The sequence below is a fragment of the Pseudomonas sp. B6001 genome (assembly GCF_013386015.1).
In the GTDB taxonomy this organism is placed as follows: domain Bacteria; phylum Pseudomonadota; class Gammaproteobacteria; order Pseudomonadales; family Pseudomonadaceae; genus Aquipseudomonas.
On the sequence record NZ_JACAOX010000004.1, the window covers coordinates 154,546 to 170,899 of the forward strand.

At 62.6% G+C, this 16,354-nt stretch carries 16 protein-coding genes; 13 read left to right on the forward strand and 3 right to left on the reverse strand.

From position 1 onward, the window contains the following. Window positions 1–102 precede the first annotated feature (102 nt). Window positions 103–1,515, reverse strand: coding sequence for a lytic transglycosylase domain-containing protein (locus HX821_RS06805; RefSeq protein WP_008435202.1), 1,413 nt, complete (start codon window positions 1,513–1,515; stop codon window positions 103–105). A gap of 98 nt (window positions 1,516–1,613) precedes the next feature. Next, window positions 1,614–2,381 carry a hydroxyacylglutathione hydrolase gene (gene gloB, locus HX821_RS06810; RefSeq protein WP_003207471.1) on the reverse strand — a complete coding sequence of 256 codons (768 nt, stop codon included), beginning with the start codon at window positions 2,379–2,381 and terminating at the stop codon, window positions 1,614–1,616. A 65-nt stretch (window positions 2,382–2,446) separates the two neighbouring features. Here gloB and HX821_RS06815 point away from each other — a divergent pair, with 65 nt between their 5' ends. The 3 genes from HX821_RS06815 to dnaQ all read left to right on the forward strand — a co-directional run bounded on the left by HX821_RS06815 (window position 2,447) and on the right by dnaQ (window position 4,569). Then, window positions 2,447–3,205: a class I SAM-dependent methyltransferase gene (locus HX821_RS06815; RefSeq protein WP_008435200.1), complete on the forward strand. Its 759-nt coding sequence runs from the start codon at window positions 2,447–2,449 to the stop codon at window positions 3,203–3,205. A gap of 100 nt (window positions 3,206–3,305) precedes the next feature. Next, entirely contained in the window at window positions 3,306–3,758 is a 453-nt protein-coding gene (rnhA, locus tag HX821_RS06820; protein ID WP_003207474.1) for a ribonuclease HI, read from the forward strand. A gap of 70 nt (window positions 3,759–3,828) precedes the next feature. After that, window positions 3,829–4,569: a DNA polymerase III subunit epsilon gene (gene dnaQ / locus HX821_RS06825; RefSeq protein WP_162835175.1), complete on the forward strand. Its 741-nt coding sequence runs from the start codon at window positions 3,829–3,831 to the stop codon at window positions 4,567–4,569. Window positions 4,570–4,572: 3 nt separating this feature from the next. Here the strand turns inward: dnaQ and HX821_RS06830 are convergent, their stop codons facing one another. After that, on the reverse strand, window positions 4,573–5,433 hold the full coding sequence (locus HX821_RS06830) for a LysR substrate-binding domain-containing protein (protein ID WP_003207477.1): 861 nt from the start codon (window positions 5,431–5,433) through the stop codon (window positions 4,573–4,575). Between the two features lie 239 nt (window positions 5,434–5,672). On the opposite strand from HX821_RS06830, the gene HX821_RS06835 reads away from it, so the two are divergent. The 10 genes from HX821_RS06835 (at window position 5,673) to metC (ending at window position 16,301) form a co-directional block, all read left to right on the forward strand. After that, a complete protein-coding gene (locus HX821_RS06835; protein WP_008435195.1) occupies window positions 5,673–6,509 on the forward strand; it encodes a transporter substrate-binding domain-containing protein in 837 nt (278 codons plus the stop codon). Between the two features lie 3 nt (window positions 6,510–6,512). Beyond that, on the forward strand, window positions 6,513–7,319 hold the full coding sequence (locus tag HX821_RS06840) for a transporter substrate-binding domain-containing protein (RefSeq protein WP_102605662.1): 807 nt from the start codon (window positions 6,513–6,515) through the stop codon (window positions 7,317–7,319). Next, window positions 7,312–8,733, forward strand: coding sequence for an FAD-binding oxidoreductase (locus HX821_RS06845; protein ID WP_177035472.1), 1,422 nt, complete (start codon window positions 7,312–7,314; stop codon window positions 8,731–8,733). Before HX821_RS06840 ends, HX821_RS06845 begins: the two co-directional genes overlap by 8 nt. Continuing rightward, on the forward strand, window positions 8,730–9,941 hold the full coding sequence (locus tag HX821_RS06850; RefSeq protein ID WP_177035473.1) for an aminotransferase class I/II-fold pyridoxal phosphate-dependent enzyme: 1,212 nt from the start codon (window positions 8,730–8,732) through the stop codon (window positions 9,939–9,941). The genes HX821_RS06845 and HX821_RS06850 overlap by 4 nt, the downstream gene beginning before the upstream one ends. Beyond that, a complete protein-coding gene (locus HX821_RS06855) occupies window positions 9,938–10,672 on the forward strand; it encodes an amino acid ABC transporter permease (protein ID WP_003207485.1) in 735 nt (244 codons plus the stop codon). Before HX821_RS06850 ends, HX821_RS06855 begins: the two co-directional genes overlap by 4 nt. Continuing rightward, window positions 10,662–11,354: an amino acid ABC transporter permease gene (locus tag HX821_RS06860; protein ID WP_003207487.1), complete on the forward strand. Its 693-nt coding sequence runs from the start codon at window positions 10,662–10,664 to the stop codon at window positions 11,352–11,354. Before HX821_RS06855 ends, HX821_RS06860 begins: the two co-directional genes overlap by 11 nt. After that, the gene (locus tag HX821_RS06865; protein WP_003207489.1) at window positions 11,341–12,165 is read left to right on the forward strand and encodes an amino acid ABC transporter ATP-binding protein; all 825 of its coding nucleotides are present in this window, start codon (window positions 11,341–11,343) and stop codon (window positions 12,163–12,165) included. The genes HX821_RS06860 and HX821_RS06865 overlap by 14 nt, the downstream gene beginning before the upstream one ends. Before the next feature lie 16 nt (window positions 12,166–12,181). Beyond that, window positions 12,182–12,778, forward strand: coding sequence for a cysteine dioxygenase (locus tag HX821_RS06870; RefSeq protein WP_008435185.1), 597 nt, complete (start codon window positions 12,182–12,184; stop codon window positions 12,776–12,778). A 135-nt stretch (window positions 12,779–12,913) separates the two neighbouring features. Continuing rightward, the gene (locus HX821_RS06875; protein ID WP_032899376.1) at window positions 12,914–13,561 is read left to right on the forward strand and encodes a glutathione S-transferase family protein; all 648 of its coding nucleotides are present in this window, start codon (window positions 12,914–12,916) and stop codon (window positions 13,559–13,561) included. Window positions 13,562–13,586: 25 nt separating this feature from the next. After that, window positions 13,587–16,301 (forward strand): cystathionine beta-lyase, encoded by a 2,715-nt coding sequence (gene metC / locus HX821_RS06880; RefSeq protein WP_177035474.1) that lies wholly within the window; start codon window positions 13,587–13,589, stop codon window positions 16,299–16,301. The last annotated feature ends 53 nt before the right edge of the window (window positions 16,302–16,354 follow it).

The following is a 16,354-nucleotide window of genomic DNA, read 5'->3' on the forward strand; positions in this document are numbered from 1 at the left end:
AAAAGGCTGGCGCCGCAGGAGGGAGACTACAGGCTTGGATGGGGGTTGGCAGGGTGAAGAACAAAGGGGGAGCTGTTGCCAGTTCCCCCTCGTGTTTGCTGCTTAGCGCGGCCCGGAAACCACCAGCATCTGCCCAGGTTTCAGGGCCTGGCCAGTGCGTGGGTTCCAGCGCTTGAGATGTTGCATCTCGACGTTGAAGCGCTTGGCGACGATGTACAGCGAATCGCCTTTCTTGACCTTGTATTGCACCGGCTTCTTGCTGTCGGCCTTGGCCACCAGCTTGCGGGTGTCCTGCATCACCAGGGTCTGGCCGACCTTGAGCGCCTGCCCGTTGAGCTTGTTCCAGCGCTGCAGGTCATGAACATCGACCTTGTTGGCCTTGGCGATCAGCGTCAGGTTGTCGCCGCTGCGCACCTTGTAGTTGCGGGTGCGACCGGCAATGGCCTTGTGCTCAACGTCGTCGAACACCGGCTTTTTCGGACGCATGCTCAGCAATTCTTCGGGCTTCATCGCCGAAAGGCTGCTGGCCAGCAACTGCGCCTTGGACGTCGGCACCAGCAAATGCTGCGGGCCGTCCAGGGTGGTGCGCTGTTTCAAGGCCGGGTTGAGCTGGAACAGCTCGTCTTCGTCGATCTCGGCCAGCGCGGCGACCCGTGACAGGTCCATGCTGGTCTTGATTTCTACCACTTCGAAGTACGGCGTGTTGGCGATCGGGTTCAGGTTGACGCCATACGCCTCGGGGGCCAGCACCACCTGGGACAGCGCCAGGAACTTGGGCACGTAGTCCTTGGTTTCCTGGGGCAGTGGCAGGTTCCAGTAGTCCGTCGGCAAACCGAGCTTCTCGTTACGCTCGATGGCCCGGCTGACCGTGCCCTCACCGGCGTTGTAAGCCGCCAGGGCCAGCAACCAGTCGCCGTTGAACATGTCATGCAGGCGAGTCAGGTAGTCCAGGGCAGCGGTGGTGGAGGCGGTGATGTCGCGGCGGCCGTCGTAGGCGCGGGTCTGGCGCAGGTTGAAATAGCGCCCGGTGGCGGGAACGAACTGCCACAGGCCGACCGCATCGCTGCGGGAATAGGCCATTGGGTTGTAGGCACTTTCAATCACTGGCAGCAGCGCCAGCTCCAGCGGCATGTTGCGTTCTTCAAGGCGTTCGACGATGTAATGAATATAGAGGCTGCCGCGTTCGCCGGCGTTCTCGAGGAAGGATGGGTTGCTGGCAAACCACAATCGTTGCTGTTCAATGCGCGGGTTGACGCCTAACCCGTCCTGCAATTGAAAGCCCCGGCGCATGCGTTCCCAGACATCCTGGGGCACTTCCGGGCTTGGCTTCTCTGATAGCCAAAGGGGTTTTTGCTTGATCTTGGCGGTAAGGTTTGGCTTGGGTTGCACGGTGGATTGTGCGGCAAAATGGGTCGATTGGCAGCCCGCCAGAGTAGCGGACACAGCCACCGCCACGGCTTGAGCCAGGCGGGTCAATGCGTCTGAATGGTTGGTTTTACGAATAGATGACGACATTGGCTGGAAGTAAGTTCCGGGCAAAAATGTCGGGCGATTCTAGAAAGCGCGTGGGTTGCGGTCAACCATTCAGAAATTACGTACTAAATTCCGCGCGCTTAGAACGTATCTTTCCACGACCTCAAGCTAGCAAACACCTCACTCCCGGCCCGGTTATCGCGGCCATTCCGTTCGTCCGCTTTTTCTTTAACGGATGTTTCAGAGGTCCGCAGAAAAGGGTTGGTGCGTTTTTCCAGGGCCAAAGTCGAAGGCAATGTTATCTGGCCGTTCGCCCGCAGTTGCCGCACGTTCTCCACCCGTTCGGCGATATCCGCGTTATGCGGTTCCACGGCCTGGGCGAATTTCAGGTTACTTTGTGTGTATTCGTGGGTGCAGTACACCAGCGTGTTGGCCGGCAAGGCCGCCAGGCGCTCCAGTGAGGTGTGCATTTGCTGCGGGGTGCCTTCGAACAGGCGGCCACAACCGGCGGCAAAGAGGGTGTCGCCACAGAACAGCACGCCCTCGTGATAAAAGGCGATGTGCCCCAGGGTATGGCCGGGTACGGCAAACACCTCGAAGTCCCAACCCAGCACGTTGATGCGGTCGTTATCCTGGAGTGCCACGTCCCGCGCCGGGATCTTTTCATTTGCCGGGCCGTAGACCGTGGCGCCTGAAACACTTTTAAGTTGCTCGACGCCGCCGACATGATCATGGTGATGGTGAGTCACCAGGATGTCGCTGAGGGTCCACTCGGGATGCTGCTGGAGCCAGGCCAGCACGGGCGCGGCATCACCGGGATCGACCACCGCGCAGCGCTTGTTCGGCTGATCCTGTAACAACCAGATGTAGTTATCGGTGAAGGCGGGCAGGGCACTGATCTGTATCATTCTTTGATTCGCCAAGCTGAACACATTGGTGCATCTTAGAGCTTCTTGGCGCGTTGGAGAATGCAATGACTGATAAAGCGTTCGCCCAGGCCGATCCCGAGTGGCTGGCACTGATCGGTGCCGCCCGTGAATGGCTGTCCGGGCCTGTCGGGCAATTTTTACTGGATGAAGAACGGCGCATGCTCGAAGACGAGCTGGGTCGGTTCTTTGGTGGTTACCTGGTGCATTACGGGCCGTCGGCACAAACCCCGCCGTCGGCACCCCAGGTGCAACGCAATGTGCGCCTGGGGGCGCCGCTGCCGGGGGTTGAAATCGTCTGCGAGGAGCAGGCCTGGCCGTTGAGCGAGCATGCGGCCGATGTGGTGGTGATGCAGCATGGCCTGGATTTCTGCCTGTCGCCCCACGGTTTGCTGCGCGAAGCGGCCAGCAGCGTGCGCCCTGGTGGCCATTTGCTGATCATTGGCATCAACCCCTGGAGCAGTTGGGGCTTGCGCCATGTGTTCGCCCATGACGGGCTGCGCCAGGCGCGCTGCATCTCGCCGTCGCGAGTCGGCGACTGGTTGAACCTGCTGGGCTTTGCGCTGGAGAAACGCCGCTTCGGGTGCTATCGTCCGCCGCTTGCGTCTGCCAAGTGGCAAGGCCGGCTGGCCGGCTGGGAACGCAGGGCCGGTGCCTGGCAATTGTCCGGCGGGGGTTTCTACCTGTTGGTGGCGCGCAAGATCGTCGTTGGCCTGCGCCCGGTGCGCCAGGTGCGTCGCGAGCCAATGGGCAAGCTGGTGCCGATGCCGATGGCCAAGGTCAATCGCAAGCAGAGCGAACAGTAAACATACCTTTTGATTTCAGGTCGAGCCTCTCGACCTCGGGCACTTGTCGGTCGATTATCGGCAACCCGCTTTGATGGATCCCGCTTTAATGGACAGTGAAATGACCGATACCGTAGAACTCTTCACCGATGGCGCCTGCAAGGGCAACCCCGGCCCCGGCGGATGGGGCGCCTTGCTGGTGTGCAAGGGCGTGGAGAAGGAACTGTGGGGCGGCGAAGCCAACACCACCAACAACCGCATGGAACTGATGGGCGCGATCCGTGGCCTGGAAGAGCTCAAGCGCCGTTGCGACGTATTGCTGGTGACCGACTCCCAGTACGTGATGAAGGGCATCAACGAGTGGATGGTCAACTGGAAGAAGCGCGGCTGGAAGACTGCGGCCAAGGAGCCGGTGAAAAACGCCGACCTGTGGCAATTGCTCGATGAGCAATGCAATCGGCACAACATCACCTGGAAATGGGTGCGCGGGCACATCGGCCATCCCGGCAACGAGCGGGCCGACCAACTGGCCAACCGCGGTGTGGATGAAGTGCGCGGCTACAAACAGAGCTGATGCCGTCTGACGTGTTAAGATCCCGCCCCTTGAAGTGTACCAAACCGTTGAGAGCTGAACCCTGATGGCCATCCGATCTGTTGTACTCGATACCGAAACCACCGGCATGCCGGTGACCGACGGCCACCGGATCATTGAAATCGGCTGTGTCGAACTGATGGGCCGCCGCCTCACCGGCCGGCACTTCCACGTCTACCTGCAACCGGATCGGGAAAGTGACGAAGGCGCCATCGGCGTCCACGGCATCACCAACGAATTCCTGGTGGGCAAGCCACGGTTTGCCGAAGTGGCGGATGAGTTCTTTGAGTTCATCAACGGCGCGCAGCTGATCATCCATAACGCGGCGTTCGACGTTGGCTTCATCAACAACGAATTCGCGCTGATGGGGCAGACCGACCGGGCTGATATCACCCGGCACTGCTCGATCCTCGACACCTTGATGATGGCGCGTGAGCGTCACCCGGGCCAGCGCAACAGCCTCGATGCGTTGTGCAAACGCTATGGCGTCGACAACTCCGGCCGTGAACTCCACGGCGCGTTGCTCGACTCCGAGATTCTCGCCGACGTCTACCTGACCATGACCGGTGGCCAGACCAGCCTGTCCCTGGCCGGTAATGCCTCGGACGGCAATGGTTCGGCGGAAGGCTCGGGCAATCGTCCTTCGGAAATCCGCCGCCTGCCAGCGGATCGCCAGCCCACCACGATCATTCGTGCCAGCGAGCAGGACATGGCCGAGCATGCAGCGCGCCTCGAGGCGATCGCCAAGTCTGCCGGCGCACCCGCGCTATGGACCCAATTGACCCAGCAATAACCGTCACCCCAGCGCCAGCCCCTGGCTGGCCCTGATCAGGTCATATGCCTTGCGCGCAATCGGGTTCGCCGTGTTCGGACGGATCCACAGGTAGTACGTGACCTCCGGCATCCTCGGCAATCCATCGTTTTCCCCCAATACCCGCATATCCGGCCCTAGCATCTCCATGCTCCGTGGGGTTACGCCCAGCCCTGCGCGGGTTGCCGCCTTGATGCCGATCAGGTTCGATGCCAGGTACGCCTGGCGCCACGGGATATTCGCCCGTTCCAGCGCCTCAAGGGCGTAGCGCCGATAAATGCTCGGCTCATCCACCAGAATCAATGGCAGCGGCTCGCTTGGCGAGTGAATGTATTGCGCCGAACAAATCCACCACACCGGCGAGGTGCGCAGTGCAAAGCCCTCCAGGTTGGCATCGGCGCGGGTGGAAATCACCATGTCGACCTTGCCCCGGTGCAGGTCATCCATCAGGAACGGGCTGCGCCCGACGTCGATCTCCAGGCGCAGGCGCGGTGCCGAGCGGGCGATGTGGCTGAGGATCGGCGGCAGGATGGTGTCGGCGATGTCGTGGGGCGAGCCGATACGCAGTACGCCGCTGAGGCTGCTTTCCCGCAAGGAATTGAGTGCATCGTCATTCAGCGAGAGCATCTGCCGCGCATGCCGCAACAGCTGCATCCCGGGTTCTGTCAGTTGTTTTTGCCGGCCACGTTTTTCAAACAGGCTGACGCCCACTTGTTGTTCCAGACGCTGCATATGCTGGGTGACGGAAGATTGTGTGCGTGCCAGGTGAGTGCCGGCTTCGGCAAAGCTGTGGTGGTCGACCACGGCGATAAAGGTGCGGAGCAGTTCAAGATCGAGGGTCGACATGGCCATTCCAGGGCGTTTTTATATCAAGGGTGCGAAGATAAACATTACAGATGTTTATGTTTTGTCGCGCCGGGTTTTTACGAGGGCTAATGAATTCGAGTATATGGCCAAAAGTCAGCGCGTCCATATACGGGAAGTTATAACGATATTAGATATTTGAATTTCCGTTAGCCCGGCACTCTCCCTAGCATGCCCCCACATCAGGTCGGGGTACGCCGATCGCTAATGAGGGGAGTTCCATGGGGTTTGTGCGCGCGGCGGTAAAACGAAGGTTGCCTGTGGTCCTGGGCGCGTTGATCGCCCTGGGCGGCAGTGCAGTGGCTCAGGCCGATGCGACCCTGGACAAGATCCAGCAGCGCCATGTGCTGGTGGTCGGCGTGCTGCTGTCTGGCGGGCCGTTTGGCGGCATCGACCCCACCACCCAGAAGCCCAGGGGCTTGAACGTCGACCTGGCCAACGAGCTGGGTCGTCAGTTGGGCGCCGAGGTGCAGCTGGTGCCGGTATTGCCGGCCAACCGTGTGCAGTTCCTGCAACAGGGCAAGGTCGACCTGCTGATCGCCAATATGGAATGGACCGCCGAGCGTGGCGAGATCCTCGGGTTCGTGCCGACGCCGTTCTACAAGATCGGCGGCACTGCTGCCGTACTCAAGGACAGCAAGATCACCCGCTGGGAAGATCTCAAGGACCAGCCGGTGTGCACCTCCCAGGGCAGCAGCTACGTCAAGCCGCTGACCGAACTGGGCGCGCAGATCAAGGCCTTCAAGAGCTCTTCGGAATCCCTGCTGGCCCTGCGCGGCAACAACTGCGTCGCTGCGGTGCATGACTCCACCCTGGTCAACCCGCTGATCAACGACAGCGCCGAATGGAAGGATTACCGCACCCTCAGTCCCGAGCTGAACCCGGCGCCATCGGTAATCTGGACCCGCCGTGGCGAGAGCGACACCCAGGCCAAACTCGACCCGATCGTCAAGGACCTGCACCGCAGCGGCTGGCTGATCGAAGCCCAGACCCGCAACCACATCACCCCGGCGTCCCCGGCGCTGGTGGAGTTGCAGAAACAGTTCAAGGGTGCCTGACACATGACATTGAGAACCCTGACTGCCTTGGGCCTGGCACTGTGCGCCAGCCTGGTCCACGCCGACGCCACCCTCGACAAGATCCAGCAACGCCACGCCATCAGCGTCGGCGTGATCCTCAGCGGTCCGCCGTTTGGCACCATCGACCCCAAGACCGGCGAACACCTGGGCTACAACGTCGAACTGGCCAAGGGCCTGGGCCAGGCGCTGGGTGTGGAGACCAGGACCGTTTCGGTACTGGCGCCCAACCGCGTGCAGTTCCTGCAACAGGGCAAGGTCGACGTGCTGATCGCCAACATGCAGTACACCGACGAACGCGCCGAGATTCTCGACTACGTGCCCACGCCCTATGAAGAGGTCGGCGGCGCGGCGTTGATCCGCAAAGGCGCCGGCATCACCCAGTGGGCCGACCTCAAGGGCAAGCCGGTGTGCGTGTCCCAGGGCAGCAACTTCATCAAGCCGTTGCAGGAAACCTACGGCGCGCAGATCAAGGCGTTCCGCAGCCAGTCCGAATCCCTGCTGTCGTTGCGCGGCAATGGCTGTGTGGCGGCGGTGCACGTCAGCCCGACCATGCACGCGCTGCTCGGCGATGCCGAATGGTCCGGCTACGAGATCCCGTTGCCGGGGGATTTGATCCCGTCCAAATCCGTGATCTGGATCCGTAAAGGCGAACACGACACCCAGGCCAGGCTCGACGCCATCGTGCGCGACTGGCATCGCAGCGGCTGGTTGATCGCCCTCGGCGAACGTACCGGCATGGCTCCGTCCCAAGCCCTGCGTGATCTGCACGAGCAGTACAGCCATGAGTGAAGCGCTATTCGCCACCCTGCAACAACTGCTCGGCGCCGCCCATGTGCAGCGCAGCGAAGACGCCGCCCAGTACCTGACCGACAAACAGGGCCGCTACACCGGCGAGGTGATCGCCGTGGTGCACCCGGCCAACACCGAGGAAGTGGCCGCCGTGGTGCGTGCGTGTGTCGCCCTGGAAGCGCCCATCGTGGTCCAGGGCGGCAACACCGGCCTGATGGCGGGTGCCACACCGGATGCCAGCGGCCGCGCGGTATTGTTGCTGCTCGACCGCATGAACCGGGTGCGCGTGATCGATACCGACAACGACACCCTGACCGTCGAAGCCGGCTGCATCCTGCAAAACATCCAGGACGTGGCCCGTGAAGCCGGTCGCCTGTTTCCATTGAGTCTGGGCGCCGAAGGCAGTTGCACCATCGGCGGCAACCTTGGCACCAATGCAGGCGGCACCGCCGTGCTGCGTTATGGCAACACCCGCGAGTTGACCCTGGGCCTGGAAGTGGTGACCGCCGAAGGCGAAATCTGGAATGGCCTGCGAGGGTTGCGCAAGGACAACACCGGCTACGACCTGCGGGATTTGTACGTGGGCAGCGAAGGTACCCTCGGGATTATCACCGCCGCGACCCTGAAGCTGTTCCCGCTGCCCAAGGCCCAGGCGACAGCGCTGCTGGCGTTTGACGAGTTGGCGCAGGCGGTGGCGTTCCTGTCCCATGCCCGCGCCGGTTTTGGTGCAAACCTCACGGCATTCGAATTGCTCAGCGCCGATTGCCTGGCGTTGTTGCGCGAGCAATTTCCCGAGGGCCCGCAACCGTTTCTCAACGCCAGCCAACCCTGGTTTGCCTTGCTGGAGCTGTCGGATAACCACGGTGAAACCCACGCCCGCGAAGCCTTCGAAACGGTCCTCGGTGAAGCCTTCGAACAGTCACTGCTGGCTGACGCACTGATCGCCGAAAGCCTGGCGCAAAGCGAAGCGCTATGGCTGCTGCGGGAGAACATGAGCGAAGCGCAGAAGCGTGCCGGACGCAATATGAAACACGATATCTCGGTGCCCATTTCGCAAATCGTCGCCTTCGTCGCCCATACCGATGCGCTGTTGCAGACGCATTTCCCCGGTGTTCGCAACTTCACGTTCGGGCACCTGGGGGACGGCAACCTGCATTACAACGTCGCCCATCCGCTGGATTCAACGGTTGACGAGCACATGCGCAACTACGCCGAATTGAGCTTGCTGGTACACGACAGCGCCCATGCCCACGGCGGCTCCATCAGCGCCGAACACGGGATTGGCCAGCGCAAGGTCGGCCTGCTGGGCCGCTACAAAAGCCCGGTGGAACTGGACCTGATGCGTCGCATCAAGCGGGCCCTCGACCCGAAAAACCTGCTCAATCCCGGCAAAGTCCTGGAGGTACAGCCATGACCGTTCGCCTGTCCAAGCGGGTGCAGCGCGTGTCGCTGTCGGCCAATGCGGCGGCCAAATCCCGCGCCACGGAACTGCGTGACGCCGGGTGCGACATTCTGGACCTGACCACCGGCGAGCCGGATTTCGATACCCCGGAGCACATCAAGCAAGCCGCCTGCGCAGCCATTGCTGCGGGCGCCACCAAGTACACGCCGACACCCGGGGTAAAAGCCTTGCGCGTGGCCGTGCAGCGAAAACTGGCCGAAGAAAACCACCTGGACTATTCGCTGCCGAATATCGTGATCGCCAACGGCGCGAAACAAATCATCTTCAACGCCTTCGCCGCAACCCTCGACGACGGCGATCAAGTGCTGGTGCCGACGCCTTACTGGCCGTCGTTCCCCGACAGCGTGCGCTTCAACGGTGGCGAGCCGGTTTTTATCGAGTGCGGGCTGGAGCAGGGTTGCAAGCTGCTGCCCGCCCAGCTGGAGCAACACATCAATCAACGCACCCGCTGGCTGATCCTTAACGGCCCGGGCAACCCGAGCGGTGCGGTGTATAGCGAGGCTGAACTGCACGCGCTGGCTGAGGTGCTGCGTCGCCATCCCCAGGTGCTGGTGCTGCTGGATGAACTCTACGAACACATCCGCTTCGACGGGCGCCCGGCCCAGAGCCTGCTGAACGTCGCGCCGGATTTGCAGGACCGTTGCCTGCTGGTGGGCGGCGTGTCCAAGACCTACGCCATGACCGGCTGGCGCATCGGTTTCGGCGCCGGACCGCAGGCCTTGACCCATGCAATGGCGGTTGTTCAGTCGCAATCCACCTCCGGTGCTTCCTCCGTGGGCCAGGCTGCTGCATTGGCGGCATTCACCGGCGGGCTGGGCTTTTTGGCCGAGCAGGTAGCGGCCTATCAGCTGCGCCGGGACCTGTTGATGATGGCCCTCGGCACTGTCGACGGCCTGGAAGTACTCGAACCCCAGGGCGGCTTTTTCGTGTTCGTGCGTTGCGCCGGGTTGCTTGGCCGCTATCGCCCGGACGGTCAGCGCCTGGACGATGATGGCGATGTCGTCGCGTACTTGCTGGAGGAGGGCGTCGCCGGAGTAGCGGGCAGTGCCTACGGCCTGTCGCCGTGGTTTCGCCTGTCCATCGCCACGGCGACCGACAGCGTGGCCGAGGCCGGCCGCCGTATCGCTGTCGCCTGCGGCAAGCTGCGGGGCGTCGAATGAGTCATTGGCTGGAGCTTTTTGTGCACTGGGCCGCCGGTATCGGCCTCAACTACAGCTTCCTGCTGGATGCCTATCAGCGCGGCACCCTGGAGCAGGGCGCGCTGACCACGGTGCTGTTGTGCCTGTTCACCATCGTCGGCAGCCTGCTGGCCGGGATCAGCCTGGCGGCGCTGCTGACTTCCGGCAACCCGTGGCTGGCCAAACCGGCGCGGGTGTTTATCGAAGTCACCCGCAACACGCCGACCCTGGTGCAGCTGTACTGCGCATTCCTGGTGTTGAACATGCTGCTGACCCAGGCCGTCGGCGCGGCCAACCCGCTGACGCCGTTTGCCTGGGTGGTTATCGTGATTTCGCTGCACAAGGGCGCGTTCCACGCCGAAGCCCTGCGCGCCGGCATCGAGGCGGTGCCCGCCGTGACCCTGGAAGCCGCCAGCTCCCTGGCGTTCAGCAGCCGGCAATTGCTGTGGAATGTGCAGTTGCCGTTGGCCCTGCGCTTCGCGCTGCCGTCGCTGATCAACAACCTGATCGACCTGGTGAAAATGACCGCCGTGGCCTCGGCCATCGCCGTGGGCGATATCACCTACGCCTCGATCATGATCTGGACCCAGAGCGACAATGTGCTGGAGCTGATGATTCTGATCCTGAGCTTTTTCGGCTTGCTGAGTTTTACCGTCAATTGTGTGGGGCGCTGGCTGGAAGCGCGCCTGAGGATGCCCGGCTATGGCCATTGATTCATTCCCGGTGCTGTCGGCGTTGCTGCAATGGTCGCCGGCGCTGGTGACTGGTTTCGGCCAGAACATCCTGATCAGCCTGGTGGCGATTGGTCTTGGTTCGCTGCTGGGCCTGATGGTGGGCGCGTTGGCCCTGTCACCCCTGCGCCTGCTGCGGTTGCCCGCGCGGATCTGGGTGCAGGTTTTCCGCAATGCACCGTGGCTGGTGCTGATCTATTTCACCACCTACGTGTTCCCGTTCGAGATCCATATCGGCAGCAGCTACGTGTCGTTCCCGGACTGGGTCAAGGTGACGATTGGCCTGGCATTGCCGGCCAGCGCCAACGTGGCGGAGATCTTTCGCGGCGCCATCGGCTCGATCCCCAGCACCCAATGGGAAGCGGCGCGCTCGCTGGCATTTACCCGCGGCCAGATATTCAGCTCGATCATTCTGCCCCAGTGCTTCAAGCGCATGTTGCCGCCGTGGATGAACCTCTACGCGGTGGTCACCATGGGCACCGCCCTGGCGTCGCTGGTGGGCGTGCACGACGTGATCGATACCGCACAGATCGCCAGCAACACCGTGAACATGACCGGCTTTACCGTGGTGATCTACCTCAGCCTGTTGGTCCTGTTCTTCGCCTACTGCTACCCGATTTCCCGTTTGACCCAACGCCTGGAGCGCCGTTATGCCTTCTATTGAACCCCTGGTCAGCCTGCGGGATTTGCAGCTGTCGTTCGGTGACAACCGGGTGCTCAAGGGCATCGACCTCGATGTGCATCGCGGCCAGGCGGTGTCGATCATCGGCCCGTCGGGCTCGGGCAAGTCGACCATCCTGCGCTGTATCACCGGCCTGTTGCAGCCCCAGCGCGGCACCATTCGCGTGGGCGAAACCCGGGTCGATACGCTGACCCAGGAAGCCCAGCGCATCGAGTTGCGCAAGCGTGTGGGTTTTGTATTCCAGCAATACAACCTGTTCCCGCATTTGTCCGTGCTGGAAAACCTGGTGATCGCCCCGCGCAAGGTGCTCGGTCGCAACCGTGCCGATGCCGAGAAAGATGCCCGGGCGCTGTTGGCCAAGGTGCGCATGGAGCACAAGGCCGATGCCTATCCGGGCCAATTGTCCGGCGGCCAACAGCAGCGGGTGGCGATTGCCCGGGCGTTGGCGATGCGCCCCGAGCTGATCCTGTTCGATGAAGTGACCTCGGCCCTGGACCCGGAAACCGTCGGTGAAGTACTGACGGTGATTCGCGAGCTGACCGAAGAAGGCATGACCTGCGTGCTGGTGACCCACGAAATGCGCTTTGCCGAAGAGATCAGCGACATCGTCTATTTCACCGAAAACGGCGTGATCGTCGAGCACGGCAGCGCCGAGCAGATCTTCCAGCGCCCCACCAGTGAACGGACCCAGGAATTCCTGCGCCATGCCTTGGGCGATCCCGGCCGTCGGCCACCGATCGCCAATGATCCGTACCTGTTGACCAACCTGAGCCGCTACACCCTGTCCGTCTAACAAGAGGAACCTCGTCATGAGTACCGCAAACCGTGCCGCCGTTATCGAAGACTTCCTGCAGCAGATCCGCGTCATCAACCAGCGTGGCGTAGACCGCGCGGCCCTGGTGGAAATCGTCGGGCTGCTGGAAACCCTGGCCGAGCGCCGGGACCTGTTCAACTTCAGCGAATTCCCCGCGCCGGTGCCGGGCCAGGGCAGTACCGCGTTCCGCTATCGCCTGAACGACGACGGCGACACGCCGACCCTGTACCTGAACTCGTTGCTGCCGGGCAAAAGCACCCTCCCGCACAACCACGAAACCTGGGCGATCATCAGTGCCGTTGAAGGCCAGGAAATCAACTACGTGTATGGCCGCAACGATGAAGGGCGTGAGGAAGGCTTCACCACCCTGACCCTTGAGAAAGAAGTCGTCGTGCAGCCGGGCACCTCTATCTCGTTCCTCGGTGAAGACCTGCACGGGATTCGCGTTGAGGGTGAGCAGGCGACCTTGCATTTCCACCTGTACGGCTTGCCGCTGGAATCCCTCAATGGCCGTTATGGCGTTGAAGCAGACGGCCGGATCCTCAACTACAACGCCTCGCAGATGGCGCCTTCAATCCGGGCGTATTCCTGAGCACAACACACATCAAATGTGGGAGCGGGCTTGCTCGCGAATGCGATGGGGCAGAAACCCATCCATTGACTGACACACCGCATTCGCGAGCAAGCCCGCTCCCACAATTGGATCAGCGTTCATCCAGGGTTTTTTATGATTGATCTGTATTACTGGCCTACGGGCAACGGCCTGAAAGTCGGCATCCTGCTGGAAGAACTGGAGGCGGAGTACCGCCTGATTCCGGTCAACATCCGCGAAGGCGCGCAGAAGCAGGAAAGCTTCCAGCGCATCAGTGCGAATGGGCGGATTCCGGCGATTGTCGACCACCGCCTTGAAGCACCCCTGAGCCTGTTCGAGTCCGGGGCGATCCTGAATTACCTGGCGGACAAAGCGGGGCGCTTCCTGCCGCCCGCCGGTACCGCCGAGCGCCAGAAGGTCCAGGAATGGCTGTTCTGGCAGGTAGGGCATATCACCCCGTACCTGAGCCAGTTGCAGCTGTTCAAGGAGAAGGCCCCGGAACCGATTCCCTTCGCCCTGGACCTGCTGAACGCCGAAGCCACGCGCCTGTATCGGGTGCTGGAGCAGCGCCTGGCCGAGGTGCCGTATGTGGCGGGCGAATACTCGGTGGCCGACATGGCGATCTTCCCGTGGATCCAGCCCCTGCGCCAAGGCCAGGACCTGGCGGACTACCCGAACATCCAGGCCTGGCGTCTGCGCATCAAGGCGCGCCCGGCAGTCCAGCGGGCCTATGCCAAGGGCCGTGAAGTGGCCGCCGGCGAGCGTTCGCTGGCCTTGCAGTAACTCATCTATTTTTTGCGGGACTTCCATGAGCCAGACCATCACACCCGGGCAATTGCAACAATGGCTGTTTGACGGCCAGGAAATCGCCCTGTTCGACGTACGCGAGCACGGCCAATACGGCGAGGCCCACCTGTTTCACGGGGTGAACCTGCCCTATAGCCGCCTGGAACTGGAGGTGCAGCGCCTGGCACCGAATCCCCGGGTGCGCCTGGTGATCTACGACCAGGACGGCGGCGATGTGGCTGCGCGCACGGCACTGCGTTTACAAGCGCTGGGCTACCGCCATGTGCATGTGCTGGAAGGTGGTGCGAACGCTTGGCAGGCGGCGGGTTTGCAGTTGTTCGCCGGGGTGCATGTGCCGTCGAAAGCCTTTGGCGAATTGGTGGAAGAGGCCAGCCACACACCCCACGTCACCGCGCAGCAACTGGCGGACTGGCAGGCCACGGGCGAGCCGCTGGTGGTGCTGGACGGTCGGCCGTTCGATGAATACCGCAAGATGACCATTCCCGGTTCCATCTGCTGCCCCAATGGTGAGCTGGGTTACCGCGTGCACGACCTGGTGCCGGATGAAACCACGCCGATCGTGGTCAACTGCGCCGGGCGTACCCGCAGCATTATCGGCGCCCAGACGTTGATCAACCTCGGGGTGAAGAACCCGGTTTATGCCCTGGAAAACGGTACCCAGGGTTGGTACCTGGCGGACTTCAAGCTGGAGCATGGCAGCACCCGGCGTTATGCCGACCAGGTCTCGACGGATCTGGGCCGGCAGCGCGAAGCTGCCCGGCAGTTGGCGGATAGGGCAGGGGTGGTCAGTGTCAAGGCGGAGCAGGTCCGGCAATGGGCGGCGGACCCGGCCCGTAGCCTGTTCCTGTGCGATGTGCGTACCGCTGAAGAATTTGCCGCCGGCAGTTTGCCGGGGGCGCAACACACGCCGGGCGGGCAGTTGATCCAGTCCACTGACCTGTACATCGGCGTGCGTCAGGCGCGGGTGGTGCTGTTGGACAGTGATGGTGTGCGTGCGCCGATTGTCGCCAGTTGGCTGCGGCAGTTGGGGCATGAGGCGTATGTGCTGGAGGGTGGCGTCCACAGTGGATTGGCGCTGGAGGCCAAGGAGGCCGTGCCCTTTGACGCGCTGCCGCTGATCTCGGTGCAGGCGCTGGCCGAGGCGCTGAAGGACGGCACCGTGGACCTGGTGGACCTGCGCCCGAGCATGATCCATCGCAAGGGCCGGATTGTCGGTTCGCGCTGGTCGATTCGTTCGCGGTTGACCGCGGGCGGGCGTCCACTGGTGCTGCTGGCTGATGATCCGGCGCTGGCCGCTTTTGCTGCGTTGGGCTTGGGCGGCGATGTGCGTTTGCTCGACGGCGGCTATGCCGCGTGGGTTACGGCCGGTTTGCCGGTGATCGAGGATGCGCAAACGCCTCCGGACAACCAGTGCATCGACTTCCTGTTCTTCACCCACGACCGCCACAGCGGCAACAAGGACGCTGCCCGCCAATATCTCGCCTGGGAAATTGGCCTGTTGGCACAGATGAGCGAAGCGGAAATCGCCAGTCTCAAGCCGTTGTTGCCCGCGTCACGGGTGCGTACCCGGCTGATTCACGCGGCGCGTACCGAAGGCGGCAATGGTGGTCGGGCGGTGAACGTACCGATCACCCGCCTGAGCACCGTGCTGTTCGACAACCTGGCCCAGATGCGTGACGCGCGCTCCCGACGCGACAGTGAGCGGGTCCTGAGTTACGGCGCACGCGGCAATCCCACCGCTTTTGCCCTTGAAGACCTGGTCACCGAACTTGAGGGTGGCTATCGCACACGGCTGTATGGCACCGGGCTCGCCGCCGCGGCGCAGACGTTCCTGGCCTACCTGCGGCCCGGCGACCATGTGTTGATCACCGACGCCGTCTATTCGCCGGTGCGCAAACTGGCCCGGGAGTTCCTCCAGCCATTCGGCATCGAAGTCAGCTATTTCGCCCCGGACGGCAGCGGCCTGGAAGCGCAACTGCAGGCCAACACCAAAATGGTCTACGCCGAAGTGCCGGGTTCGCTGCTGTATGAGCTGTGTGACCTGCCCGCGCTAGCCGCACTGTGCAAGCCGCGGGGAATTCTGTTGGCGGTGGACAACACCTGGGGCTCGGCGTACCTGTACCGCCCGCTGGCGCTGGGTGCCGACATCTCGATCATGGCCTTGACCAAGTACCTTGGCGGCCACAGTGACGTGATGATGGGCAGCGTCTGCACCACCGAAGCGGCATGGCCGGCCCTGGCGAAAATGAGCGATACCTTTGGCAATGCAGTGAGTGCCGACGATGCCTACCTGATCCTGCGTGGCGCACGCACCCTGGCTTCCCGGCTGGACGTGCACGAGCGCCAGGCGTTGAAGATTGCCCAGTGGTTGCAGGCGCAGCCGCAGGTCAGGCGGGTGTTTCATCCGGCACTGGCGGAGCATCCTGGCCACGCGCTGTGGAAGCGTGACTTCAGCGGGAGCAACGGTTTGCTGTCCTTCGAACTCGACCGCGCGGATGCCGGCTACGTCGAACGGTTTATCGACGGCCTGCAGCTGTTTGGCCTGGGCGCATCCTGGGGCGGCTTTGAAAGCCTGGTGACCCTGGCCGATACACAGGATCGCCAGAGCGCCGCCGACCGTGGATTGAACCCGGTGGTGCGCCTGCATGTGGGGCTGGAGGATGTGGAGGCGTTGATCGAGGATCTGCAGCGCGGGTTCGTGGCGGCGGGGCGTTGAGCCTCGCACCATGACAATTTGCGTCCGCCCATAGGTGCCCATCGAACTTTGTG